The organism is Herbivorax alkaliphila, assembly GCF_030848475.1.
Taxonomy (GTDB): domain Bacteria; phylum Bacillota; class Clostridia; order Acetivibrionales; family Acetivibrionaceae; genus Herbivorax.
Genome location: NZ_JAVDDS010000029.1, coordinates 1 through 26,868, shown reverse-complemented (window position 1 = coordinate 26,868; position 26,868 = coordinate 1). Strand labels below are relative to the sequence as shown.

At 32.4% G+C, this 26,868-nt stretch carries 18 protein-coding genes and 1 other annotated feature; of the genes, 15 read left to right on the top strand and 3 right to left on the bottom strand.

All coding sequences use genetic code 11. From position 1 onward, the window contains the following. Positions 1 to 18 precede the first annotated feature (18 nt). From RBH29_RS11470 to RBH29_RS11455, 4 genes are all read left to right on the top strand, one after another. Positions 19 to 2,097 (top strand): UvrD-helicase domain-containing protein, encoded by a 2,079-nt coding sequence (locus tag RBH29_RS11470; protein ID WP_306696967.1) that lies wholly within the window; start codon positions 19 to 21, stop codon positions 2,095 to 2,097. Between the two features lie 95 nt (positions 2,098 to 2,192). After that, positions 2,193 to 5,273 (top strand): S8 family serine peptidase, encoded by a 3,081-nt coding sequence (locus tag RBH29_RS11465; RefSeq protein WP_306696966.1) that lies wholly within the window; start codon positions 2,193 to 2,195, stop codon positions 5,271 to 5,273. 147 nt (positions 5,274 to 5,420) lie between these two features. After that, complete coding sequence (locus tag RBH29_RS11460; RefSeq protein ID WP_306696965.1) at positions 5,421 to 6,602, top strand: DUF5050 domain-containing protein; 1,182 nt, start codon at positions 5,421 to 5,423, stop codon at positions 6,600 to 6,602. Positions 6,603 to 6,801: 199 nt separating this feature from the next. Beyond that, positions 6,802 to 8,481: an AAA family ATPase gene (locus RBH29_RS11455; protein WP_306696964.1), complete on the top strand. Its 1,680-nt coding sequence runs from the start codon at positions 6,802 to 6,804 to the stop codon at positions 8,479 to 8,481. A gap of 156 nt (positions 8,482 to 8,637) precedes the next feature. On the opposite strand, the gene RBH29_RS11450 is transcribed toward RBH29_RS11455, so the two are convergent. Beyond that, positions 8,638 to 10,311: a stalk domain-containing protein gene (locus RBH29_RS11450; RefSeq protein WP_306696963.1), complete on the bottom strand. Its 1,674-nt coding sequence runs from the start codon at positions 10,309 to 10,311 to the stop codon at positions 8,638 to 8,640. A gap of 175 nt (positions 10,312 to 10,486) precedes the next feature. Between RBH29_RS11450 and RBH29_RS11445 the strand changes: the two genes are divergently transcribed. The 8 genes from RBH29_RS11445 (at position 10,487) to RBH29_RS11410 (ending at position 18,950) form a co-directional block, all read left to right on the top strand. Beyond that, complete coding sequence (locus tag RBH29_RS11445) at positions 10,487 to 12,166, top strand: AAA family ATPase (protein WP_306696962.1); 1,680 nt, start codon at positions 10,487 to 10,489, stop codon at positions 12,164 to 12,166. Between the two features lie 188 nt (positions 12,167 to 12,354). Continuing rightward, complete coding sequence (locus RBH29_RS11440) at positions 12,355 to 12,534, top strand: DUF6199 family natural product biosynthesis protein (RefSeq protein ID WP_306696961.1); 180 nt, start codon at positions 12,355 to 12,357, stop codon at positions 12,532 to 12,534. Positions 12,535 to 12,607: 73 nt separating this feature from the next. Beyond that, entirely contained in the window at positions 12,608 to 14,848 is a 2,241-nt protein-coding gene (locus tag RBH29_RS11435; protein ID WP_306696960.1) for an ATP-dependent helicase, read from the top strand. Further along, a complete protein-coding gene (locus RBH29_RS11430) occupies positions 14,842 to 15,675 on the top strand; it encodes a PD-(D/E)XK nuclease family protein (RefSeq protein WP_306696959.1) in 834 nt (277 codons plus the stop codon). Before RBH29_RS11435 ends, RBH29_RS11430 begins: the two co-directional genes overlap by 7 nt. A 4-nt stretch (positions 15,676 to 15,679) precedes the next feature. Further along, complete coding sequence (gene recJ, locus RBH29_RS11425) at positions 15,680 to 17,974, top strand: single-stranded-DNA-specific exonuclease RecJ (RefSeq protein WP_306696958.1); 2,295 nt, start codon at positions 15,680 to 15,682, stop codon at positions 17,972 to 17,974. 130 nt (positions 17,975 to 18,104) lie between these two features. Continuing rightward, a complete protein-coding gene (locus tag RBH29_RS11420) occupies positions 18,105 to 18,323 on the top strand; it encodes a hypothetical protein (protein ID WP_306696957.1) in 219 nt (72 codons plus the stop codon). Beyond that, a complete protein-coding gene (locus RBH29_RS11415; RefSeq protein ID WP_306696956.1) occupies positions 18,304 to 18,615 on the top strand; it encodes a YbjQ family protein in 312 nt (103 codons plus the stop codon). The genes RBH29_RS11420 and RBH29_RS11415 overlap by 20 nt, the downstream gene beginning before the upstream one ends. Before the next feature lie 140 nt (positions 18,616 to 18,755). Continuing rightward, the gene (locus RBH29_RS11410) at positions 18,756 to 18,950 is read left to right on the top strand and encodes a DUF6897 domain-containing protein (protein WP_306696955.1); all 195 of its coding nucleotides are present in this window, start codon (positions 18,756 to 18,758) and stop codon (positions 18,948 to 18,950) included. A gap of 102 nt (positions 18,951 to 19,052) precedes the next feature. On the opposite strand, the gene RBH29_RS11405 is transcribed toward RBH29_RS11410, so the two are convergent. Continuing rightward, complete coding sequence (locus RBH29_RS11405) at positions 19,053 to 20,393, bottom strand: GH1 family beta-glucosidase (protein ID WP_306696954.1); 1,341 nt, start codon at positions 20,391 to 20,393, stop codon at positions 19,053 to 19,055. Positions 20,394 to 20,640: 247 nt separating this feature from the next. Then, positions 20,641 to 20,875 (top strand) — a binding site (T-box leader). A 91-nt stretch (positions 20,876 to 20,966) separates the two neighbouring features. Between RBH29_RS11405 and pheS the strand changes: the two genes are divergently transcribed. Both pheS and pheT read left to right on the top strand, forming a co-directional pair. Next, complete coding sequence (pheS, locus tag RBH29_RS11400) at positions 20,967 to 21,986, top strand: phenylalanine--tRNA ligase subunit alpha (protein ID WP_306696953.1); 1,020 nt, start codon at positions 20,967 to 20,969, stop codon at positions 21,984 to 21,986. 39 nt (positions 21,987 to 22,025) lie between these two features. After that, positions 22,026 to 24,413, top strand: coding sequence for a phenylalanine--tRNA ligase subunit beta (pheT, locus tag RBH29_RS11395; RefSeq protein WP_306696952.1), 2,388 nt, complete (start codon positions 22,026 to 22,028; stop codon positions 24,411 to 24,413). A 109-nt stretch (positions 24,414 to 24,522) separates the two neighbouring features. Here pheT and RBH29_RS11390 read toward each other — a convergent pair whose 3' ends face one another. Next, positions 24,523 to 24,744 (bottom strand): alpha/beta-type small acid-soluble spore protein, encoded by a 222-nt coding sequence (locus tag RBH29_RS11390; protein WP_306696951.1) that lies wholly within the window; start codon positions 24,742 to 24,744, stop codon positions 24,523 to 24,525. A 297-nt stretch (positions 24,745 to 25,041) separates the two neighbouring features. On the opposite strand from RBH29_RS11390, the gene RBH29_RS11385 reads away from it, so the two are divergent. Beyond that, positions 25,042 to 26,388: a glucose-6-phosphate isomerase gene (locus tag RBH29_RS11385; RefSeq protein ID WP_306696950.1), complete on the top strand. Its 1,347-nt coding sequence runs from the start codon at positions 25,042 to 25,044 to the stop codon at positions 26,386 to 26,388. Positions 26,389 to 26,868: the final 480 nt, after the last annotated feature.

The window sequence follows — 26,868 nt, the reverse complement described above, 5'->3', positions numbered from 1 at the left end:
GAAAAGATTTGAGTTTTTTTGGAGGGATATACTATTATATTTAATGATTTTGCAAAGAAGATCATAAACTTACCTGAGGATAATTCCAAACTGATTTTAAAAGGACCTACTGGAAGTGGTAAGTCCACTTTGTTGTTGGAAAGATATAAATACATGGTGTCAGAGCTTAAAATACCTAGTGAGAAAATACTCATTCTCCTTTTAAACAGAACCCAGTCATTAGAGTGGAGAACAAAAACAATACTTGAGCATTCAGGAGCTATTTTAAGGACGTCATACTATGGATTTATACAGGAAGAAATTAAGACATATTATCCTCTCTTATTAAAAAATTGTGATGAAATAAAAAATAAGGATGTAAGACCGGTTTTTTTAACCTTTGAGGCAGCTCAGTTTTTAGTATCCATAGTTATTGAATGGAGAAGGCAAAACAAGGGGGCATTTGAAGGTGTTACCTCTTTTACAGATCGCCTTGCAATTGACCTTACTTCAAACCTTGTAAGGGCTGCTATTTCAGATATTCCACACAAAGAAATAGGAAAGAGACTGTATTCTGCCTTAGAAAAAAAGGATGAAATAAAAAAGAGTGTGTATGATGAAGCAGATGATATTTTAAAAAAATATAGAAAACGTTGTATGGAGCTTGGAATATTTGACTTTGGAATGGCTGTAGAACTTTATAATAATTATCTTTTAAAAGATTCTACATATAAAGAGCAGTTATTTAAAAGAATTGACCACCTTATTGTGGATAATATAGAAGAATGTGTTCCTACAGAAGTGGATTTTATAAATATGCTGATGCCGGGGCTTAAAACTTGCCTTTTAGGATACAATCATGAAGGTGGCTATGGGGAAGCTTTTGGTAGCAATCACAAATATACAAAAAGAGAGTTAATAGATAAATTAGATAACATTGAAATAGAAGAATGTCATACATGCAAGGAATTTATGACTGAGTTTTCAGACATGCTATTTGAGAGTATAGAAAATGGAGTGCCAAATAAGTTTAAACTGCGGCCTGAAATTGAAAGAGTTCCACCTCTTGAACTCAGGAGTGAGATGCTTGAGAATGTGGGAGAGAGAATAATACATCTTATTGATGAAAAAGGCTATAAGCCATCAGATATAGTTGTGATTTCAAACTATGCAGATCCAGTTACAGAGTTTGTTATAGCAAGAGCGTTAGAAAAGAGAGGATATGAAATTAAAAATCTTACCAGAAAGAGCAGGGTTATAGACAATCCCTTTTCACAAGGGTTGATAACGCTAGCTCAGCTATGTCACCCAACATATGGTTTTATGCCGGGAAGAGACGATGTTAAATCTCTCATAAGGGTGGTTTTAAAAATTGATCCTGTGAGAAGTTCCATGCTTGCAGGGGAGGTATTAAGCCAAAGGCCTTTTGCTCAATTTCCTGATATAGAGTTTCCGGGGCTTGTAGAGAGAGTGGGTTATTATAATGTTGAAAAATATGAATATATTAGAGAATGGATAAAGGAATACAGAGAGAGGGAAGAACCTCTTAAAATAAATGAGTTTTTTCAGAAAGTTTTTTTAGAGATACTTATTTCAGAAGATGTATCTCAAAGAGATATTCTTGAAGCAAAAAAACTTATTGACAGTGCACAGTCTTTTGTAGATGTGGTTTCAAGGTTTGACAGAAATGCCAGCAGGGATTTTCTCGATGTGGTAAGGAAGGGAATAAAGTCAGCAGAGAGCATATTTGAATTAGAAGAAAAGCTTAGCGGCAATTTTGTGCTTTTATCAACGCCGGTAGCCTATCTAGCAAGTTCTTTGAAAAGCAAGGTAACTATCATTACAAGCCTTAGCAGCAGTAACTGGACACCAAGGAGTGTAAAGGAAATAACTAACTTACATGTACTTACAAAGACCTGGAATCCAGAAGATATTTATACGGAAGATATTGAAGAAAAAAATCAAAAACACTATTTGGCAGTTTTAATGAGGTCAATTTTAAAAAGATGTGGTGAAAAGCTCATAACTTTTGAATCCATACTGTCAGCCAACGGCTATGAAAATGACGGCATACTGTCAGAATATTTTGACGAGATGATTGTATCTGGAGGGAAATAAGTGAAGATTACAACTACTACTCAAATGAAATAGAAGAAAATGAGGAATTTAAAAGCATAATAGTTGTATATGAAGATATTAAAAAGTCTGAACAAGTGATAAATCAAGTTGTTTCTGAAATGGATATCGTAAATTTCAAAACTGATAGAATCAGTGATTCACTAAATATGGAGACTATTGAAGTTGGTGAAGAGGTTTCAATAAAGTCTTTATTAAACCATCTTAATAATCACCCGAATGTTTCATATGCACAACATGATTATCTTATAGGTGCGTACGAGTTTTCACATATGGAACACTATGAGCAGCAATGGGCAATTGAAAATGATGGTCAGACTGTTCTAGAGCAAGAAGGAATAGAAGACATAGATATGAATGTGCTAGAATCTTGGGATATTACAAAAGGCTCGGAAGATGTTGTAGTTGCAGTAATAGACACTGGTGTTGATATAAATCATCCTGAACTTTCAGACAGCATATTTGTTAATGGCAAAGAAAGTATAGATGGCAAAGAAAGTATAGATGGAGAAGACACTGATGGAAATGGTTTAATTGATGATGTAAATGGATGGAATTTTGTAGACAATACAAATGATGTTTATAATTGTTCTGTTGGTGATTTGCATGGTACACATATAAGTGGCATAATTGCAGCATCTCACAATGAAAATGGTATAACAGGAATAGCTCCAAATGTGACGATTTTACCGATTAAGGTTATGGAAGGAACAAGAGGGAAAACATCTGATGCAATTAAAGCTATTGAATATGCATCCAGTAAGGGGGCATCAATATTTAATTGTAGCTGGGGAACAGCTCATTATAATCAGGCATTAAAAGATGTAATCTCAAATACAGAGGGACTTTTTGTTTTTCCAGCAGGTAATCAAGGGAAAAGTACAAAAAGAGCTCCAATATATCCAGCAGCCCATGAACTTGACAATATTATATCTGTTGCAGCAATAGATAACAATGGTGAACTTTCAGAATTCTCAAGCTATGGAGAGAATGTTGATATTGTAGCACCAGGGGTTTCCATTATAAGTACTGCAACTGATGAAAGATATGCATATATGAGTGGTTCATCAATTGCAGTTCCTCATATTACATCTGTAGCAGCACTATTAAAGAGTCATGATGATAATTTAACTTTACAAGAGATTAAGGATAGGATACTTAAAAATGTAACTAAATCACAAAACTTAAAAGGTAAAGTGTCTTCATCAGGATGGCTAAATGCTACTGCTACTCTATTAAATGAACCTCCTATTTTCAATGAAGAACCTGTTGAAGAATTTGGAGTAGCGGCTTTAAGTACAAGACCAGAAATTTCAATAAATTTTGATAAAACAACAGCTTCAGTTGGCGATATAATAACTGTAGAAGCTGAAATTGAAAACATAGCATCATTTTCTGGGTATGAAATAAAGCTTTCATATGATTCGAATGTAGTGAGACCTGTTAAAGAAGACTTAACTCCTTATGAATGTGGAAGAACAAAATCATCAATTTCTGTAGAAAGCAATAGACTAAAAGGAGATGTCAATGGAGATGGAGTAGTGGATTCAACTGATGCAGTAATATTAGATAGGTATATAATGAATAATTTTGATGTTTCTGACGATGAGAAAGAAGATTTTTATTATGTAGCTGATATTAATGGGGATGGTGTAGTTGATTCAACTGATTATGTATTGTTGCAAAGGTATCTTTTGGAAATGATATCTGAGTTTCCGTCATCAGGAGAAAATACTGAAGGTGAGATGATATGGGATAGAGATGTTTTAACAAATGAGAATTATAATCCAATTGGTATTTTACACAATGACAGTTATGAAGGATATTTGACTTTTGGTGCTACATATATGTCATTAGACGACTATAGAAGTGCTAATATAGTTGAAAGTGGAAATATATTAGGTAAAATAAAGTTTGAAGTACTAAGAGAAAATAAAACAATAATAGGCATTGAACATTCAGATGAATCATCAGTAATAGGGGCAAGTATATTTGAATTGCATGAAAATGAAATTACTGAACATGAAATGATTAGCACAGAAGAAAATACTATAAATAGTCATTTACCTGAGTACGTACCTGAGACAGCAGAAACAGCAGCAACAGTAAGTGCATTTAGTTCGCCACTAATGATTTTATCAAATAACAATGACCACACTATTTCGGGATACGTGAAACCCTGCAGACCTGAGTTGGATAGCAATGGATTCGAAGTGTCTGTAGGAGGTACAAGACTTAGTACTACAACTAATAGACGTGGTTATTTTGAAATAAATAATGTTCCACAAGGAAATCTTGACATAACTATTTCAAAAGATGGATACTTAGATAGAACTATTAAAAATGTTGTAACTGAACAGGAACCCACAGGAGAAGAAGACGAAGAGTTTCTTAAAGCCAACCATACTATAATAGGAATTGAAGATTATCCAATTGAAATACTAGCAGGTGATATTACATCAGATGGTGGTATAAATATGAATGACATTATGATTCTTGTTCCAGCATTTAATAGACAAAAAGGAGAAGAAGGATACAAACCAGAAGCAGATGTGTATAACAATGGTGCAGTTAATATGTTTGACATAATGGCAGTAGTTGTTAATTTTAACAAAAGTAAAGACTGCTATTATGGTGAAGTGCTAGATCCAAAGTTTATGTTTAGACCAGATCAAGCTCATGGTGAATCAAGAAGAGGCTTGCCACCATTAGACTTTAGTGAAGTAAAATATATTTCAATACACCACGCACTTGCTGAGTCCTACACTGTAAATCAGTGTCATACATATCACTATTACACAGTTGAGCCACCACCTTCTGGAGCCCAATGGTTGGGAATTGGTTATAATGAGTATATTGAAAATAATGGACGTGTATTTATTGGACGTGGTGATTACAGAGGTGCACATGCGGGAAACCAAACCAACAACAAAATATCATATGGAATATGTGTAGAAGGCGATTATCATAAAAATAATAAACCACTTCCGGGAGAACAATTTGACACATTAGTTGAAAGAGTGTATGAAGCCATGTTGAAATTTAATATAACAGATGTTAATAACGTAAAAGGGCATGGTGAATTTGTTCCTAACAATTGCCCAGGACAATATTTTCCTATGGAAGAACTAAGGGATGAATTAAGAGAAAAATTCTAAAGCTTAGTGGTTATAGTAAAAAGAACAGATTCAAAAGCTGAATAAAATTTGTTCTAAGCTATAAAAGGCAAAATAAAAAGATATTATCTCAGGGATGATTATTTCATCCCTGAGAAGTTTTTAATCTAAAAACAGGAGGGTTTATAAATGCTTATCAAAAAGAAAATCATTGCAAGAAACGTTTTACTAAAGATAATGATGATGAGTGTATTAATAGCAGGTTTGCTGTTAAGTCAGGGATGTGGAAATATAGAGTTAGATAGTGAAGATGGTAAAGAAGTGAAACCATCTGTTGATAATTCTAAAGCTCAAGAATCTGATGAAGAACAGGAAGAATCGACTAATGAAGAGAAAGATGAGGAAGAAACAGAAATATCTATAATAGATTCTGATGAGAGAGGTAACAGTGTTGGTAATATAGTAAATGGTGGATTGGTTTCATCAAGAGGAGATTTGATAGTTCATGCTTACGGTACTGAAACTGGTATAGGTATACAAAAACTAAAATCTGATGGTAGCAAAACAACATTATGGGAAGAAGATTTAAGCCTAAGTCCAGATATTCGAAATATAAATATAAATATAATAGAAGATTGGATTTATTTTAATGATGATAGAATTTATAGAATAAGACTTGATGGAAGTGAATTTGAAAGGGTAGGCGATACATGGGGGGGGACTATGAATATAGTAGGAGAATGGATTTATAGTTATTCTAGTAATGGAATTGGTAAAATGAAAATAGATGGAAGTAATGAAGAGATATTGACTGATGATAGGGCGAGATATTTAAATGCAGTAGAAGATTGGATATATTATTCAAATAAAAATGACAATTTGAATATTTATAAAATAAGAACAAATGGAAGTGATAGAACAAAATTAAATAATGATCTATCACGTGCAATAAATGTAGTAGATGATAAGATTTATTACATAAAGTACGGTGATGAATCAGGGATACATAGGATGGATATTGATGGGGAGAACAAAACACAAATTTTTGACAAACCAGTTACAACTTTAAATATAGTAGATGATTGGATTTATTTTTGTAAGACTGTTCTCTTTCCAACAGCAAAAACTGAGGGGAAAATAGGTAATTTTGGTCAACTACACAAAATGCGTATGGATGGTAGTGATATCACAAAGATTGATGACAGTTTATCAAATAGATTAAATATAATAGACGATTGGATTTACTTGTATGTATTAGATCGTGACCTAGAGGAGATACAAGAATTAAAAGCATTTGGAGCTAGTGCTATAATGCATCTACATAGAATGAAGAGGGATGGATCTAATAAGCAAAAAGTAGATGACTTGTAAAATATACTTAATGGTAAAAAAATAAAGTATTAAATATTTTAGATTTTTAAGTTTAAGACAATAAACCCTCAAATAAGATTAGACTGTCAGATTAATATTTGACAGTCTTTTGCTTATATAAAATGAGCTTTTAAATTGCAACTTATACTGGTATAAGGTTATAATAAACATATAAATAATAAACTAAAGGGTGATGAGTATGAAAAGGCAACCTGTAGGTGTGGATAATTTTGCAGATATAATTGAAGAAGATTTATATTTTGTAGATAAGACACTATTTATAAAAGAAATAATTGATGACAGTTCTAAAATTATTTTAATTGCACGCCCAAGAAGGTTTGGAAAGACACTTAACATGTCTTTATTAAATTACTACTTTGAAAAAAGTGAAAAAGACAACAGCTATATGTTTAAAAAATATAAGATATGGTCACAAGGTGAAGAGTACACAAAAGAGCAGGGGAAATATCCTGTTATAACGTTGACGTTTAAAAATGTAAAAACAAGTAGTTGGGATATAAATTTAGGTTTGATTAAAAAAGCAATACAAGGAGAGTTTAATAGGCATTTATATTTAGAAAAATCAAAAGAAATAACTGAAAGCGAAAAAAAAGAATTTAAGAAAATATGTTTTGCTGAGGGTAGTGTAGAAGACTATACTAATAGTTTAGAATTGTTGTCAAAGATGCTTTATAAGCACCATAAGCAAAAGCCTTATGTGCTTTTAGATGAGTATGACACAATTTTAAATGAAGCGTATATACATGGACACTGGCAAGAATCAATAGAATTTATGAAAGCCTTTATGAGTGCAGGTTTTAAAAACAATCCAAATTTATACAAAGGGGTATTGACTGGCATTTTTAGAGTGGCAAAGGAAAGTATATTCAGTGACATGAACAATTTAAATGTGTGCACTATATTAAGTGACAATTATAGTGAATATTTTGGATTTACTCAAAGTGAAGTAGAGGAACTTTTAAAGTATTATGGAATAGAAGAAGGGGATAAGGTTAAGGACTGGTATAATGGATATTTATTTGGGGAAAAAAATCAAAGAGTTATTTACAATCCTTGGTCAATTGTTATGTATATACATAAGGGTACACTTAAGCCTTACTGGATAAATACCAGTGGAAATGCAATTATAAAAGAGCTTGCAACAACGGGAGATAGGAATATACAGTTTAACATTCAAAATATAATTGAAGGTGGAACTGTTGATGATGTAAAAATAGATGAAAATATAGTTTACAGCGAAATAAAAAAGTCTGATAAAAGTATATGGTCTTTTATGCTTATGAGTGGTTATTTAAAACCTGTTAAGCTATATTTAAAAGAAGAAGGTGTTTACTGTGACCTCAAAGCACCAAATAAAGAGGTATACTACTTTTTTAGAAATATTTTAGAAAATTGGTTTGATGAGACGATAAAAGGTGGAAGTGTAAATGAAATGCTAAAAGCTTTGCTTTCAGGAGATATTTATACATTTTATGAGATTTTTGCACGAACAGTCAGGAATGTTTTAAGCTATAATGATGTGGGGGAAGATAGAGCAGAAAGTTTTTATCATGCATTTGTACTTGGAATGCTTGTATATATAGACAAGGAATATGATATAAAGTCAAATAGAGAATCAGGCTATGGAAGATATGATGTAATGATTATACCAAAGGATAAAAGTAAAAAAGGTATAATAATTGAGTTTAAAAAGGCAAGTGATTTAAGAGGTGAAACAATAGATAAAGCTTTAGAAGCTGCTTTAAACCAGATAGAAGATAAAAAGTATGACGAGGAATTAAGGGGTCTTGGAATTAATGATATTGTCAAAATAGGTATTGCCTTTAAAGGCAAAGAAGTAAAAGTTGAATCAGTTTAATTGTTAAGTATAAAACAGCCTGAATCTTTTTTATAAAAGGATTCAGGCTGTTTTAGTTTCTAAATTATTTAATCTTATTGCAATACTCCATTTTTTATAATGTAGATTAAAATCTCCACATGAAGCCATGATGTTTAGCTTTACTAAAGGAGTTCATTAAATTTGATCTTCCCAATCATAATCAGTTATAGAAGCAGTTCTAGTTTCGTGCTCCCAATCTACCTTTAAACCTAAGTTTTCAGAAATAAATCTTAATGGCAGCATTGTACGATCATTATGTATTATTGGTTCCACATCCATTTCTTCAACTGTTCCATTTACTACTGCCACATATTTATCTATAGTCAAAACGATATTCTTATCAAACATGGTTATAGAAACTTCCCTTGTGGAATCATCCCATGTTATTTCTCCTCCAAATTCTTCAACTACGGTTCTAATAGGCAATAACATTCTGTCATTTCTGATTATAGGCTTAGTACCTCTTCCAGGATCTATTTCTTTTTCATCTTTACTGTCAGCCAAATATTCTTCTATTGCCATAACAGGGGCATCTACAGTTATTTCAATTGTCGTACCTGTTACACCAAACACATCCACAGTACCAACAAAATCTTCATATTCAGCTGTTATAACAGCTTTTTCATTTTCCCTTATTGATGTCTCACCAGCATAAGGAAGACCTGTTACTACAGTAGCAATTGACATATCGCTTGATGACCATTCTGCAATCCTTGAGATATTTTTTGTTGAACCGTCTTCTAATGTTGCATATAAATCTAGAGAAAAAGCTCTAGGTACAGGCACTGCAACTCTTTCTCTTGATAAACTAATATCTTTTACCTTTGGATTTGTAACATTAACATTAATGGATTCTTCCAAGCCTTTGTATTTTAAGGTTATAGTAGTTGAACCAGGTGCTTTTGCAAAAATGTTTTTCACATGTATGCCATCTTGAATATCAACTATATCAGGATCATCTACTTCCCAAACAGGTTCTTCAATGTCAGTAAGTATTTCAGTATATAATGAATATTCATATCCTCTTTCGCTTTTTACCTTAGATCCTAAGCCATAGGGGCTGATTTTATTAAAAAATAAAGTTAAATCTATTTCTTCCATTTCCTCTACATTAAAAAAAGTCAATTCAGTCAATTCTGCTTTTACTATCTCTACTTCAACACTATCAGTATAACCTTCATATTCAGCAGTTATAACTGTTTTGCCTTCTGATACTGGAACAATAATACTGCCTCTCATGGTAGCAACTTCAGTATTGCTGGATGTCCATTCTATACTATGAATATCTGCAATGCTATCTTCTTTGCTCTTTTCTCCGTAAGTAGTAACTTTCATTAAGCTCAATGCTCTATAATTTTCTAATCCCTCTACATATTCTACTGTTGTGTCACTTATAGATATCTTTAAATTGGTTTCGAGTTTTTCTTTTTCTAAAACTTCTATTTCAATACTGTCAGTATAACCTTCATATTCAGCAGTTATTACTGTTTTGCCTCCTGATAATGGACTTAGAATTCTGTCTCTTACAGTAGCAACATCAGTATTACTGGATGTCCATTTTACATCTGGGCTAGAATTAAGATTTTTTTCTTCATCACCAGTAACTTTTTTTAAGCCTAAAAATACAAAGTCTAGTACTTCTACAGATTCTATAGGTTGACCCTCACCATACAAAGTTATTTTGATATGTGCCTCATCTTGTGCCCTTGCACTTGTTGTAAAAAAAACACTGAACATACTCAAAAAGAGGGAAATTAGTACAGTAGATACAACAACATTTTTCCCCACCCCAAAACTTAATAATTTCATAAAAACTCCTCCACTTCTAAATAATAAATCTAAATATAGTCTACACAATTATTTAGATTTATTCAAATTAAAGTTAAAGAAAAATTAAATACACATAATATGGGTTTTGAATTGCAACTTATGATGGTATAAGGTTATAATAAACATATGAATAATAAACTAAAGGGTGATGAGTATGAAAAGGCAACCTGTAGGTGTAGATGATTTTGAAAAAATAATTGAAGAAGATTTATATTTTGTAGATAAGACACTATTTATAAAAGAAATAATTGATGACAGTTCTAAAATTATTTTAATTGCACGCCCAAGAAGGTTTGGAAAGACACTTAACATGTCTTTATTAAATTACTACTTTGAAAAAAGTGAAAAAGACAACAGCTATATGTTTGAAAGTTATAAGATATGGGCTCAAGGCGATAAATATAGAAAAGAGCAGGGGAAATATCCTGTTATAACTTTGACATTTAAAGATGTAAAAACAAGTAAATGGTCTTTGAATTTTGCACTTATAAAACATGTAATTCAAGTGGAATTTAACAGGCATTTATATTTAATGGATTCTAAAGAAGTGACATTGGCTGACAGAGAGTTTTTTGAAAAGATAGCCCTTGATAAGGCTCAGGATGAGCACTATATAAATAGTATAGAGATTTTGTCAAGAATGCTTTATAAGCACCATAAGCAAAAGCCTTATGTGCTTTTAGATGAGTATGACACAATTTTAAATGAAGCGTATATACATGGACACTGGAAAGAAGTGGTAGAATTTATGAAAGCCTTTATGAGTGCAGGTTTTAAAAATAATAAAAATTTGCATAAGGGTGTTTTGACAGGGATTTTTAGAGTTGCGAGGGGAAGTATATTCAGTGACATGAATAATTTAAATGTGTGCACTATATTAAGTGACAATTATAGTGAATATTTTGGATTTACTCAAAGTGAAGTGGAAGAGATTTTAAAGTATTATGGCATACAAGAAGGTGATAAAGTCAGAGACTGGTATAATGGATATTTATTTGGGGAAAAAAATCAAAGAGTTATTTACAATCCTTGGTCAATTGTTATGTATATACATAAGGGTACACTAAAGCCTTACTGGATAAATACAAGTGGAAATGCAATTATAAAAGAGCTTGCAACAACTGGAGATAGAAGTATACAGTTTAACATTCAAAATATAATTGAAGGTGGAACTGTTGATGATGTAAAAATAGATGAAAATATAGTTTACAGCGAAATAAAAAAGTCTGATAAAAGTATATGGTCTTTTATACTTATGAGTGGTTATTTAAAACCTGTTAAGCTATATTTAAAAGAAGAAGGAGTTTACTGTGACCTCAAAGCACCAAATAAAGAGGTATACTACTTTTTTAGAAATATTTTAGAAAATTGGTTTGATGAGACGATAAAAGGTGGAAGTGTAAATGAAATGCTAAAAGCTTTGCTTTCAGGAGATATTTATACATTTTATGAGATTTTTGCTCGAACAGTCAGGAATGTTTTAAGCTATAATGATGTGGGGGAAGACAGAGCAGAAAGTTTTTATCATGCATTTGTACTTGGAATGCTTGTATATATAGACAAGGAATATGATATAAAGTCAAATAGAGAATCAGGCTATGGAAGATATGATGTTATGATTATACCAAAGGATAAAAGTAAAAAGGGTATAATAATTGAGTTTAAAAAAGTAGATAAATATGAAAATGAAACAATACAAACAGCTCTTGAAGCTGCCTTAAAGCAGATAGAGGATAAAAAGTATGATGAAGAATTAAAGGGTCTTGGAATTAATGATATTGTCAAAATAGGTATTGCGTTTAAAGGCAAAGAAGTAAAGGTTGAAACAGTTTAGGTAATTACTTTTCATATGGTAAAGATTTGAGGAATTTAAAAACTGTCTCGGCATTTGAAAATATACTTAAGAGCTTTGAAGAGAGAAGAGTTTTTTAAATTTAATGAAAAAGGAATTTTGTCAGGATTTCTTGAAGAGATGATTAAATCCTAAAAGGAAAATATTGAAGTTAAAGGAGGTAAGTGTTTTTGAGAATTTTACTTATACTATTTGGTTTTGTTATGATATTTCTTCCTAAAATTTTATTAATAATTTCAGAAAGGGTTGAATCTTATGAATTTGCAGAGCCATCTAAAGGTAATCTTTTAGCAACACGTATAGGTGGCGTTATTTGCATTATTGTAGGAGTGCTAGGTCTAGTGCTTTAATATTAGCAAAATAATTGTAGCTTGATAATGTGGGGCTAATACGTCTTTAAAAGCAAGGTTTCGGAGGGGGATTATGGGACTTAGAAAAGGACAAAAAGAGCTGGTAGAACAGTATAGGGGTGGATATTGTGCAATACCTGCAATTCCTGGTGGAGGAAAAACTTATTGTCTGTCCCACTGGGCAGTTGAAATGATAACTAAGGGTATTAATAAGCCTGGAAAGATACTGATTGTTACATATATGAACAGTGCAGTTAATAATTTTAAACAAAGAATTGCGTCAGAACTTCAAAAAAAAGATATTTTAGGTACAAAAGATTATTTTGTATCTACAATACATGGTCTTTGCCTTCAAATAATAAAGGAAAAGCCTGATCTTGTGGTTACCAATGAGGAATTTAATGTAATTGATGGGGTTTCAAAAATACATTTAATTTCAAGTGCAATTGATGAATGGAAAAGACATAATGAAAGAGAATTTAAGATGTATTTAGATATAGATGGTTTAGGTGCTGGGAAAGCTGGAAGAATTCACAAAAACTGGCAAGACAGGCTGTGTAGCATAATGCTCTCTGCTATAGGTGACTTTAAACTACGTGGAATAACTTCTAGAGATGCAAAGAAGTTGTGCAAAAATATCCCCAAAGAATCTATACTAAACTGGGCATGTCAAATATATGAGATATATGACAGGAAGCTTAAAATTGGAGGATTTTTAGATTTTGATGACATGCTTTACAATGCAAAGAAAATGCTTGTAGAAGATGAACACCTCTTAGAAAAATACAGGAAGACATATTCCTTTGTCTGCGAAGATGAGGCACAGGATTCTAATTATATTCAAAGTGAAATATTACAAATGATTTCAAATGGAAATCTTTTAAGGGTGGGAGACAGTAATCAGGCTATTTGTGGAAGCTTTAGCAGCAGTGATTTTACACTCTTTAAAAGCTTTTGTGAAGACCCTTCCACAACTGTATATAAAATTACCCAGTCCAGCAGAAATACAAAAGAGATAATTGATTTGGCAAACTACTTTGTAGGATATGTAAGAGAACAACATCCAGTTTCAGATTGCAGGGAAAGTCTTCTTCCCCAGTACATAGAACCAGTTGATGAAAATGATGAAATGCCAAATCCTAAAATAGACGAATATGGAATAAAGGCTGCTATATTTGATTCTTGGGAAGATGAAGCAAGGGCAGTTGTAACTCAAACTGCGCACATGTTAAAAAAATATCCCGATAAGTCCATTTCAATTTTAGTTCCTGCTGCTTGGAGAATGGGAGTAATATTAAATATGCTAGAGGCTAAAAAAATACCCTATGAACAGCTTGAGAATACTTCTAGTGAAAAAAATAAGACTGTTAGAAAGCTTGGACGAGTGATTGATTTTATTTCGCTACCTGAAAGTGGAATGAAGCTTTTTGATATGTTAAATGAGTGTTTTTTAACAGATTCCTATGATGAGAAGAGTGAAGAAGTTGAAGACGAAGGGGAAGAAAAGACAAAAGACCAAAAGGAGCAACTTAAGGATTTTTTAAAAAAGTATCCTGTAGAAAAGCTTCTTTATCCAGTTGCAGGGGAGATTGAAATTTCAGAAATACCAAAAGAATTGTTAAAGACTGATATATGGTCAGATTTTGTAGACAGCATGGATATGATGAGGGAACTTCTAGAGTTTCCAAATGCCATTGTAGAAAAGCTTATTTTGTTTATATCTGAAAAATTAAAGTTTGACAGAGAAGAGAGGGCGATAGCACAAAAGGTTGCAGGAGATGTAAGGTATCTTATGAGCCAAGATCCTCACTGGAAGCTTAACGATCTTGCACTAGAACTTTTAAGTCCTAAAAATATATTTAACTTTTTTTCAGGGATAGTATGGGAACTAAAGGGGTATGAACCAAAACCGGGAATGGTTACTTTGGCAACTTATCATAAGTCAAAGGGACTTGAGTGGGATATTGTTTTCTTGACAGGCATTAATAATTCAGATTTTCCCGTTACCCTTGAAGATAAATTTGTAGGAGAGTATTGGTTTTTAAAAGAAAAGTTTAAAAATCCCCAGGCAATAATGAAATCAGAAATGGAAAAGATTTTTAATGAAGGGGATGGAAAAAATCAAATACTAAAGTCTAAGTTAGAGACAATTTCAGAAAGAACAAGACTTTTATATGTGGGTATTACCCGGGCAAAGGAGTACTTGTTTTTTTCATCACACCAGCACAATGTAGGTAAAAGAAGTGAAGTGCTTCCTTCTAAGTATATTTTAGAGCTTGAAAAATATATTGAGGAGGTGGGAAGTAAATGGTGAATGATTTAAGATTTGAAAACTATTTTTTATTTACTCAACACTCCCTTTCAACTTTTGACAAATGCCCTTTGAAATTCAAAAAAAGATATTTAGAGAATTTAAAATGGGATAATTATTTAGGAGAAGAGGTTAGAAAAAGGCTTGAGATGGGAAACAACTTTCATCTTATGGCATATAGGTACTTTCAAGGGATAGAACCAGGACTTACAGAGGATGTGGAAGGCTACGAAGAACTAGACAGGTGGGTATCTTCTCTTATGAGAAGTTTTGAAAAGGAGGATTCAAAAAGGTATTTTCCAGAGTATAAACTAAGAATGTCTAAAGGAGTTTTAAGGCTTGAGGCAAATTATGATTTGATTATTATAGATAAAGATAGAATTGAAGTTTGGGATTGGAAAACACATGTTAAGGATAAAGAGAATTCTAAAAAAGATGAAAAATTTCAAAGAATACGACTTGAAAGAAGCCTTCAAACAGTTGTTTATCTCTATGTTTTGAAAGAAGAGATAAAACTTTTGACAGGAAGAGAAATTCCAAGTGAAAATATAAATATGTACTATTGGCAGCCTGAGCCTAAAAGGGTGCTGGCTGAAATAAACTATAGCGATATGATGCACTCAAACTTTGAAAAACAGTTAAAGGAGAAAATTAAAAAAATACTAGAGTACGATTACTCTAACTTTGATAAAGTTCTTTACAAAAAAAGCTGTAAATACTGTGAGTTTAATTGGTTTTGCAACAATGAAAAGGTTGATTACAAGGCAATGGAAGAAGATGAAGACTTTTTAGACGAGTTAGAGTGGGATGATATTGAGGAGTTGACTTAAAAAAGTGGATGTAGCGATAAATATATTAAATGAAAGAGCAAAAATACCTATAGAGCTTATAGAAGCCTGTGGAGAAGATAATCTTATTGCAAGAATATTTTACAACAGAGGGTATAAAAACCCTGACACCGTCAAAATCATGCTAAATGATGAATATTACAGTCCTACACTGCCGGAAGAATTTCCTGATATGGACAGAGCGGTAAAAAGGCTTTTAAAAGCCATAGATTCTAAAGAACTGATATGTATCTATGGTGATTATGATGTTGATGGTGTTACAAGTACGGTTACCCTTGTAGAGTGTCTTAAAAACTACACAGAGTCTGTAATTTATCATGTTCCAGATCGCTTTACAGAAGGGTATGGAATGAATGAGGAAGTTATTAAAAATCTTCATAAAAAAGGGGTATCATTGATAATAACCTGTGATTGTGGTATATCCAATATAAATGAGATAAATTTGGCAAAAGAACTTAAAATGGATGTAATATTAACTGATCATCACAGCATTCCTGATGAAACTCCTTGTGCAGATGTTATATTAAATCCCAAACTTTTAGAAGAAGGTCACAGAGCGAGAAATATTTCGGGTTGTGCTATGGCATATTTTCTATGCATAGCTCTTTTAAAAGAAAAAGGCGATAGTGATATTGGAGATGAATTTTTAGATCTTTTAGCAATGTCACTTATTGCAGATGTGGTAAGTCTTAATGGTGAGAACAGGTACCTTTTAAAAAAATCACTGCCATGTTTGATTAATACCGAAAGAATTGGACTTTGTGAACTTTTTAATATAGTAAATAAGAATGGAAGTATAGATAATGAAGAGGATATTGCATTTCAGATAGCACCAAGGATAAATGCGGCAGGAAGAATGGATACGGCAAGGCTTCCAGTGGAGTTGCTTTTGTGTAAAGAACTGGATTTGGCTAAAGAGATGGCAGAAAAAATTGACATTCTCAACAGTGAAAGAAAGAGGGTTCAACAAAAAATAATTGATGAGGCCATAGAAATGGTTGAGACACAAAAAAAGAATAAGACTGTTTTGGTACTATATGGAGAGTTTTGGCATCATGGAATAGTTGGAATAGCAGCAGGTAGAATTTGTGAATTATATGGAAAGCCCTCTATATTACTTTCGATTAAAGATGATGGAAGTACAGTAGTAGGATCTGCCAGATCAATAGAGGAAATAAATATATATGAGTTGATTAAAGAATGCAGTGGGAATCTCTTGAAATTTGGCGGGCACTCACAGGCAGCAGGTCTTTCGTTGAAAAAAGAGAACCTTGAGGATTTTGTCAGAGAAATTGAAATAACAGCAGAAAAAAAATATTTTATTAAAGATACAATAATAGCAGATGTGGATATGGAGCTTTGCTTTGAAGAGATTTCAGAAGAACTTCTTTCTAGACTTCAAAGTGCAGGTCCTTATGGAGAAGGGTTTCGAGCTCCAGAGTTTTATTCTTCAAATGTAAGGGTTATAAGTGATAGAAAGACTGAGAAAAATCACCATATAATGGTTCTAGAAGATGAAAACAATATAAGGATTCCAGCTGTTAAATGGTTTGGTGAAGACAAATCTTTAGAGGGAAAAATATTTGATATCACATACAAAATTGGAATAAATACATATAGAGGCAACAATAATATTCAGTTGACACTAGGTCATATGGTTGAGAGTTCAGGTATTAAAAAAGTGCTTTTTGAAGGAAATATTATTGATGAGAGAAAATTAGCCATTAACACTCTTTTATTAAAATACAAAGATGCACAAATTTTTTATGAAGGGTTAAGGTCACAGTGTTCCATAGACGATACAGTGAATAGATTTAATATAAAACCCAAAAAAGATGTTGTTTTTCTTTCTCCCCCTGCAAATACATCCATATTTAGAGAAATTATAGCACTAGCTGATCCTGAAAATATAATTATCAATTTTACACTTATGCCGGATTACTCGTTTAAAGGCTTTTTAATGAATTTTTTAGGGACAATAAAATATACTATAAAGAATAAGGACGGAAGAGAATATACAGAGGTTTTTTCACAAAAACTCTGTGTCGAAGAGAGTATTATTAAAGCCAGCCTTAAATATCTTAAGGCAAAAGGTATGATAGTGTATATTTTAAGCGAAGATCACAGCAGGGTGTTTTTGTTTCAGGGTAATGGAAAAGTGGATGATAAAAATATTGCTTTTGCAGAAAAAAGCCTGAAAAATGCTCTTGTGGAGAAAAATGCATATAAAGAATTTATTTTAAAGATGGAAGGGAATAAATTTAAAGAATATTTAAAATAATATTTTCTACAGTACAAATTAACTATTAACTATACCATGAATACATGGTATAATTGTTTTAAGGAGACTATTTAAAAAATGTTTTTAAAGCACATGACTAAATATAATTTTTGGAAAGAGGGTAAAAAATGTGAAAAAAGTTATTATGCCTGTATTAATAATTATATTTATAGTTTTGTTTATAATATCCATAGGGTTGCCTATATTAATAGATATAGATATTCCAGTAGCCGTTAAGATTATTGTAAGTGTAGTATTACTTGCTATTATGGCACCATTTATTACAGTACTAGTTGAAAGAATAAACGAAATAAGGGAGGAAGAAAAAGATGATCTTAGTAAATACTGATTTTATTTCAGGAAAAGAGGTTGAAACTTTGTCTATTGTCAAAGGTTCGACAATTCAGACAAAACATGTTGGAAGGGATTTTATGAGTGGTCTTAAAACTATTGTAGGAGGTGAGTTAAAGGGATATGTTGAAATGATTAATCATGCAAGAGCTTTAGCAACAAAGAGAATGGTTCAGGAAGCTGAAAAATTAGGAGCAGATGCAATCATTAATGTAAGATATTCTACAAGCAATGTAATGCAGGGGGCAGCAGAGATTTTAGTATATGGAACTGCTGTAAAATTCAGATAAATTTCATACCATTTGTGTGTAAAAAAATCAATTATTATATAGATTGATTTTGGAAATCGCTGGACATATTGTTGACTGCTGCTAATTCCACATTCATTTTTTGAACTGGTGAAATAAATTTGAAGGGTGGTTATTTTATTATGAATAATAACTATTTAAAACAGTATGTCGGCAGAAGAGTTGTTTTATATCATTCATTTTGTTCAAAGGTTTTTAAAATAGGTACAAAGGGAGTAGTAGGGGACTGCAAAGAAGGATGGGTAGAATTGAAAAGGAATAAAAAGTCTGAATATGTTAATTTAATTAAAATTTATAGTTTTAGACTCCTTGATTAAATAATAATCAAGGTGGAGAGTTTACTCCACCTATATAGTGAAAACTTATTGGATTCGCTGTAAGACACCTTCCTTAAGTTAGGTGATGTATCGAGGTTTTATTTAAAAGCCGTTATTTTTTATAATGTCCTTGTATAAATAGCCACTGTTTTTTATTGTTCTTTTTTGGTTCTTGTTATTTACATGTATAATACCGAATTTTTTTGTGTATCCGAAACTCCACTCAAAATTATCCATTAAAGACCATAAATAATATCCTTTTAAGTTTACGCCTTTTTCAATAGCTTTGTGTGCCTGTATTAGATGCTCTTTAATATAGTTCATTCTTTTGACATCATTAATTTGGCCACTTTCATCTATTTTATCTTCAAAGGCGGCACCGTTTTCACTTATAATCAAATCTATTTTATTACAATCATTATCAAGACGCAAAAGAAGGTCGTATAAGCCTTTTGGGTATACAATCCAATCCATTTGAGTTTTTTCAAATTGATTAAGTTTATCATTTATGCCTGCAAAGCCATTAACAGGATCGTATTTAACAAATTCTGATGTGTAATAATTTATTGCTAAAAAGTCCATATCAGCACCAATTATTTTCATATCTTCTGAAGGAAAATCAAAATTAATTCCCCTATCTGAATAAAACTTAACTACATCTTGAGGATACTCACCTTTAAACAGGGGATATAAAAACCATTTGTTTAAAACTCCATCTGATAGTTCACAAGCTAAAATGTCATCTTTCTTATCTGAAGCAGGATATTTAGTTGAAAAATTAAGTGCCATACCAATTTTTCCTGATAGGTTTAGCTGTCTGTAAATATCAATAGTTTTACCATGGGAGAGTAAAAGATTATGTGATACGTCTAAAGCGGTTTTCAAGTCTTTGATTCCAGGAGCGTGTTCCCCTGTCATATGTCCTAAAAAGGCAGTTACCCAAGGTTCATTATGAGTAATCCAAAAAGGTATGAGATCTCCTAATTTTTTAAATATAAATCCAGCATAATCGGCAAAATAATCAGTTAAATCTCTATTTTGCCAGCCTCCTATATCTTGAAGTTTTTGGGGGAGTTCCCAGTGATAAAGAGTTACAGCAGGCTTAATTCCGTTTTCTAACAGTTCGTAAGTAAGACGTTTATAAAAATCTAATCCTTTTTCATTAACCTGACCCTTTCCTTCAGGAAAAATTCTAGGCCAGGAAATAGAGAATCTATAGGACTCAAGCCCAATCTTTTTCATTAAAGAAATGTCTTCTTTATAGCGATGATAGTGATCACATGCAATATCACCTGTATCCCCATTTTGAATCATCCCTGGGGTATGACAAAAACTATCCCAGATGGACTTGCCTTTTCCGTCCTGATTAAAGGCACCTTCAATTTGATAAGAGGATGTTGCACTACCCCATATAAAGTTTTTTGGAAAAGTAACACTTGACATTTTTTCACATCCTTATAATAGTTATATAATTTTTTACCAGTTCACATTTTTAAAGTGTTAGTAATAATAGTTAGTACCTTTGTATTATAGCTTAAAATATAAGTATTGAGCAAGCATTTATATAACATGCACTATAAGTATCGGAATAATTAAAGGGTATTTATACACATATTAAAAATACATCTTTAAAATATTTGACCTCTTGTGTGTAGAGTTGATTTGTGCTATAATTTATGAAAACTATTAAATAAAGGCAATGATAGAGAGAGTAAGCGGCTTTTAGCTAATTTAAAGAGAAAAGATACCATAGGCTGAAAGTATCTTTAAGAAAAGAAAAGCTGATGAAGTTCACTCTGGAGCCGTATCCTGAACATGAATAATAAGTAGGAGATGCCGGCAGCAACCGTTACTTGCATTGAGCGTTTATACCTTTTGGTGTATAAAAAATTGGGTGGTACCGCGATATAACCTTCGTCCCATAGGGATGGAGGTTTTTTATATGGGTCTTGAGCACTGAGATGTTTAAAAAGTTTTCTGTAAATATAATTAAGATTATAAGGAGGAATACAAGGTATGAAAGAGCAATTAAACAGCATTAAAAATAAGGCAGAAGCTGAAATTAGTAATGTTGAGACTATTTCAGAATTAGAAAATGTAAGAGTTAAATACCTAGGTAAAAAAGGTGAACTTACTTCTGTATTAAGGGGTATGGGCTCTTTAACACCGGAGGAAAGGCCTGTAGTAGGTCAGATGGCAAATGAAATAAGAAGTTTTTTAGAAAACAGACTGGTAGATGTAAAAAAAGAACTTGCCAAAAAAGAGAGAGACTTAAGACTTAAAGAGGAAGTCATAGATGTAACCATGCCTGGCAAAGTAAAAAGCTTAGGAAAAAAGCATCCTCTTACTAGTGTTATAGACGAAATCACAGAAGTTTTTATTGGTATGGGCTATGAAATTGCAGAAGGTCCTGAAGTTGAAAAAGATTATTATAACTTTGAAGCACTAAACATTCCTGAAAATCATCCTGCAAAAGATGTTCAGGATACATTTTATATAAATGAAAACATGCTTTTAAGAACCCAGACATCGCCTGTTCAGATAAGAGTTATGGAGAACAAAAAGCCTCCAATTAAAGTAATATGCCCAGGGAGAGTGTATCGTTCAGACGCAGTGGATGCAACTCATTCTCCTATATTCCATCAGGTAGAAGGTCTTGTGGTAGATAAAGGTGTTACAATGGGAGACTTAATAGGTACATTAAAGATTTTTGCAAAGAGCGTATTTGGAGAAAAGACTGATATAAGACTTAGACCTCATCATTTTCCCTTTACTGAACCTAGTGCGGAAGTTGATGTTTCATGCTGGACATGTGGAGGAAAAGGATGCAGAGTGTGCAAAGGTGAAGGCTGGATTGAAATTTTAGGAGCAGGAATGGTACATCCTAACGTTTTAGAATGTTGTGGAATAGATTCTTCAGTTTATAGCGGTTTTGCTTTTGGACTTGGAGCTGAAAGAACAGCCATGGGAAGGTTTAATATTGATGATATGAGGCTTTTATATGAAAATGATATAAGATTTTTAAAGCAGTTTTAAAATAAATATGTTGAAATATATTTTGAAAGGAGTATTATTATGAAGGCACCAATAAATTGGCTTAAAGATTATGTTGATATAGATTTAGAATATAAGGATTTTGCTGATAAAATGACCATGTCAGGCTCTAAAGTTGAGGGACTTGAAGAGCAGGGAGAAGAAATTAGCAAAGTTGTAGTTGGTAAAATTTTATCAATGGAAAAGCATCCTAATGCAGACAGGCTTCAAGTTTGCAAAGTAGATACGGGAAATGAAGATATTCAAATTGTAACAGGGGCAGATAATATAAATGAGGGAGATTTAGTTCCAATTGCTTTAGCTGGAGCCACTTTAGCAGAAGGCAAAAAGATATCTAAAGGGAAACTTAGAGGAATGGTATCTGAGGGTATGATGTGCTCAGTAGAGGAATTGGGTTTTTCTAAAGAAGATTATCCAGACGCTCCTGATGATGGGATTTATATAATTGGACAGAGTTATCCAGTGGGAACTGATATAAAAGAGGTTTTAGGACTAGATGATACTATTGTAGAATTTGAAATCACATCAAACAGACCGGATTGTTTGAGTATTATTGGGCTTGCCAGAGAAGCAGCTGTAACCTTAAATAAAGACTTTAAAAAGCCTGATATAAGCCTTAAAGAAATGGGAGATGAAGCTCAAAAATATGCAGAAGTAGAAATAAAAGATGCTGATTTGTGCCCAAGATATGCAGCAAGAATAGTTAAAGATGTAAAAATAGAGCCTTCACCTAAATGGATGAGAGATAGGCTCAAAGCGGCAGGGGTAAGACCTATAAACAATATTGTTGATATAACAAACTATGTAATGTTAGAATACGGTCAGCCTATGCATGCTTTTGACCTTACAGACATTGAGGGTCAAAAAATAATTGTAAGAAGAGCTTTAGAAGGTGAAGAGATAAAAACTCTAGATGATATAGATAGAAAACTTGATTCATCAATGCTTGTAATTGCAGATGAAAAAAGACCTGTGGCAGTGGCAGGCGTTATGGGAGCTACAAATTCAGAAATAAGTGAAGAGACCAAGACAATTTTATTTGAGTCTGCTAATTTTAATGGTCCTTCAGTTAGAATTACGGCAAAAAAACTTGGGCTTAGAACAGAATCTTCAGGAAGGTTTGAAAAGGGGTTGGATGTTCAAAACACGCTTTTGGCAGTAGATAGAGCTGTGCAGCTTGTAGAAGAGCTTAATGCAGGTGTTGTGTGCAAAGGTGTAATTGATTGTTATGAGAAAAAGCAACAGGATAGAGAGCTTAAGTTTAGTCCCCAAAGTATAAATGAACTTCTAGGTACAAATGTTACAGTAGAGGAAATGATAAAAATTTTCAAATCATTAGAATTTAAAGTTAATGAGAGTGATTTAACTGTTAAGATTCCAAGTTTTAGACAGGATATAGAAAGGGAAGCTGATTTAGCTGAAGAAGTAGCTAGATTTTATGGGTACAATAATATAGAAGCAACACTTTTATCAGGTAAAGCTTCTACACTAGGGAAGAAAACTTTTAAGCAAAAAACAGAGGATATGATTAAAGATACAATGATTGCATGTGGGTTATCTGAAACATATACCTATTCTTTTACAAGCCCAAAGGTATTTGACAGAATTAAGCTTCCAAAAGAAAGTGAGCTTCGAAATACAGTGGATATACAAAATCCACTTGGAGAAGATTTTAGCATTATGAGAACGACAACAATTCCAGAAATGCTTCAGGTGATAAGCACCAATTACAATAGAAGGATAGAAGAAGTGGGACTTTTTGAAAAGTCATTTGTGTATATTCCAAAACAACAGCCGGTAAAAGAGCTTCCAGTTGAAAAACCTGTATTGACATTAGGTATGTATGGAAAAGCTGATTTTTATACACTTAAGGGCGTGGTAGAAGAATTATTTTCAGTACTTGGAATAACAAAATATGATTTTGTTCCAGAGAAGAATAATCCAACTTTTCATCCAGGAAGAACGGCAGTTGTAAAAATAAATGATCAGTATGTAGGCACAATAGGAGAAATTCATCCTGATGTTTCAGATGAATTTGAATGTCCTCAAAGAACATATATAGGTGTAATTGAAATTGAGAAACTTGTTGATAATGCATCTTTAGAGTTTGAATACACGCCACTTCCGAAGTTCCCAGCAATGACAAGAGATATTGCAATGCTTGTAAAAGATGAAGTATTGGTAAAAGAAATAGAAGATATATTAAAACAAAGAGGCGGCAAAATTTTAGAAGAAATAAAACTCTTTGATGTGTATAAGGGTAAGCAGGTTCCTGATGGTATGAAAAGTGTGGCTTATTCCATAACATTTAGGGCAGCTGACAAGACCCTTAAGGAAGAAGATGTAAATAAGGCTATGAAAAAAATCCTTGATGGACTTAAAAAGAACATTGGTGCAGAACTAAGATAAAAGAAACCAGAAAACCAAAAAACCAGGGGGGGCAGTCCCCCTGGTTACAACATCCAACATCTAACATCTAACATCTAACTTCTAAAAAGGAGGCCACTGCCTCCTTTTTTTAGTGCATTTGTTTTTCTGCCAGTTCAACCATTCTTTTAACCATCTGTCCACCGATAGGTCCACCTTGTTCTCCATTAACTCTTGAAGGTAAATCTCCTTTATAGTGATCGTTGTTTTCTTTTACATATTGTAAACGTCCGATTTCTTCAGCGCATTGCATTTTAAATTTATTAAGAGCATCTCTGCTTTCTGGTACTAATGGCGTATTTCTTTTAGCCATATTAATTCACCAACCTTTTTTTACTAAGTGTTTTATTTTGTGCTTCAACATTATTTTTAGCAAAAAACAAAATAAAACACACAGAAATAAAAACCTTGTAAGAAGATATTTTATAATTTTGTCTAAAATTTATTAAAATGTGAAATATCATTTCTAGAAATATAAAAATAACATACTCCCAACATTAAATTATTCTATTGCACTAAGAGGTATCATTTGTTAAAATAAAAACAAATTTAATCTATGTATTTGTTTAGTAAAATATCATTAGAGAAAAATATATTGGAGGTTTTTTGCATGGAAAAAATTAAGTTTGATTATTCAAAAGCAGGGGAGTTTGTTAATGACAATGAAGTATCATATCTTGAGGATGTTGTAAAGACAACCCATGAAATGCTTCACAACAAGACAGGAGCAGGTAATGACTTTTTAGGTTGGGTGGATCTTCCTTTAAACTATGATAAAGAGGAATTTTCAAGAATAAAAAAAGCAGCCCAAAAAATTAAATCTGATTCAGAGGTTTTAGTTGTTATAGGAATTGGAGGTTCGTATTTAGGAGCTAAAGCAGCAATAGACATGCTTTCACATACATTTCATAATGAGCTGCCAAAAGAAAAGAGAAATTCACCTCAAATTTATTTTGTAGGAAATAATATTAGTTCTACATATATTGCAGAGTTACTCGAGGTAATTGAAGGAAAAGATATATCTGTAAATATTATTTCTAAGTCAGGAACTACTACAGAGCCTGCTATAGCATTTAGAATTTTTAAAGAGTATATGGAAAATAAATATGGCAGAGATGGTGCTAGAAAAAGAATATATGCTACCACTGATAAGCAGAAAGGTGCTTTGAAAAAATTATCTGATGAAGAAGGATATGAGACTTTTGTAGTACCTGATGATGTAGGAGGAAGATTTTCAGTTTTGACAGCTGTTGGACTGCTTCCTATTGCTGTGTCGGGAGCAGATATTGACAGTATGATGGAAGGGGCTGCTGATGCCTGTAAATTATATAATAACCCTGACTTAAAAGAAAATGACTGTTATAAATATGCTGTTGTGAGAAACGCATTATACAGAAAAAACAAAACAATTGAAATAATGGTAAATTACGAACCCTCACTACACTTTTTTACCGAGTGGTGGAAACAACTTTATGGAGAAAGTGAAGGAAAAGATCAAAAGGGAATTTTCCCAGCAGGAGTTGATTTTACAACAGACCTTCACTCAATGGGACAATATGTACAGGATGGCTTGAGAAACATATTTGAAACTGTAATAAAAGTAGATAAACCAAAAAAGAACATTGTAATAAAAGAAGACAAGGAAAACCTTGATGGTCTTAACTTTGTAGCTAATAAAGATATAGATTTTGTCAACAAAAAAGCAATGGAAGGAACAATACTTGCTCACAATGACGGTGGTGTTCCTAATCTCTTAATAACTGTACCACAGATTAATGAGTACTATTTTGGAAATATGGTTTACTTTTTTGAAAAGGCTTGTGGTATCAGTGGGTATATTCTTGGAGTGAATCCTTTTGACCAGCCAGGTGTTGAAGCGTACAAGAAAAATATGTTTGCCCTGCTTGGAAAACCAGGGTTTGAAGACGAAAAAAAGAAGCTTGAAGAACGTCTATAAATTGGGAATCAGGCTTTATTGTCAGTGTTTTTAAGACTTTTTGCTGCTAATGCAGTACTGCTCACATGTTAAGAGAAATTTTCTGTGACATGGGAGCAGCTAGAGTCTTAATTAAATTTTGCCATTTTTCTTAATGAAACTTTCAAAAACACCAGAAAATCAACCTTCTTAAGTTGTATAGTATAAACTTTGCTAACATTATCCACTAGATTTTGGATATGCAAGGTTGTATAATTTAAATTAAGGGGTGATTATTATGTTTTTTAATTTCAATAATGATTATGATTTAGTTCCAAGAACTTATTCCATCAGGGGCTATAGAAAAAGTGAATCCACTTTTTTGAAGAAATTTTTCAAGTACTTTTTTGTTTTATTAATACTGTTAATGTTTGGTGTAATGGCATTTTTGTACATTATTAGTTAGCAGAAAACAACAATTTTATCTGCAATAAAAAAGTTTTAAATTATTATCATTTTCTA

Bases quoted from the DNA above. Each gene is read 5' to 3' on its own strand.
- RBH29_RS11405 (WP_306696954.1), bottom strand. From the start codon at position 20,393: ATGTCAAGTGTTACTTTTCCAAAAAACTTTATATGGGGTAGTGCAACA.
- RBH29_RS11385 (WP_306696950.1), top strand. From the start codon at position 25,042: ATGGAAAAAATTAAGTTTGATTATTCAAAAGCAGGGGAGTTTGTTAAT.
- RBH29_RS11455 (WP_306696964.1), top strand. From the start codon at position 6,802: ATGAAAAGGCAACCTGTAGGTGTGGATAATTTTGCAGATATAATTGAA.
- pheS (WP_306696953.1), top strand. From the start codon at position 20,967: ATGAAAGAGCAATTAAACAGCATTAAAAATAAGGCAGAAGCTGAAATT.
- RBH29_RS11460 (WP_306696965.1), top strand. From the start codon at position 5,421: ATGCTTATCAAAAAGAAAATCATTGCAAGAAACGTTTTACTAAAGATA.
- pheT (WP_306696952.1), top strand. From the start codon at position 22,026: ATGAAGGCACCAATAAATTGGCTTAAAGATTATGTTGATATAGATTTA.
- RBH29_RS11390 (WP_306696951.1), bottom strand. From the start codon at position 24,744: ATGGCTAAAAGAAATACGCCATTAGTACCAGAAAGCAGAGATGCTCTT.
- RBH29_RS11410 (WP_306696955.1), top strand. From the start codon at position 18,756: ATGAATAATAACTATTTAAAACAGTATGTCGGCAGAAGAGTTGTTTTA.
- RBH29_RS11430 (WP_306696959.1), top strand. From the start codon at position 14,842: ATGGTGAATGATTTAAGATTTGAAAACTATTTTTTATTTACTCAACAC.
- RBH29_RS11415 (WP_306696956.1), top strand. From the start codon at position 18,304: ATGATCTTAGTAAATACTGATTTTATTTCAGGAAAAGAGGTTGAAACT.
- RBH29_RS11450 (WP_306696963.1), bottom strand. From the start codon at position 10,311: ATGAAATTATTAAGTTTTGGGGTGGGGAAAAATGTTGTTGTATCTACT.
- RBH29_RS11445 (WP_306696962.1), top strand. From the start codon at position 10,487: ATGAAAAGGCAACCTGTAGGTGTAGATGATTTTGAAAAAATAATTGAA.
- RBH29_RS11435 (WP_306696960.1), top strand. From the start codon at position 12,608: ATGGGACTTAGAAAAGGACAAAAAGAGCTGGTAGAACAGTATAGGGGT.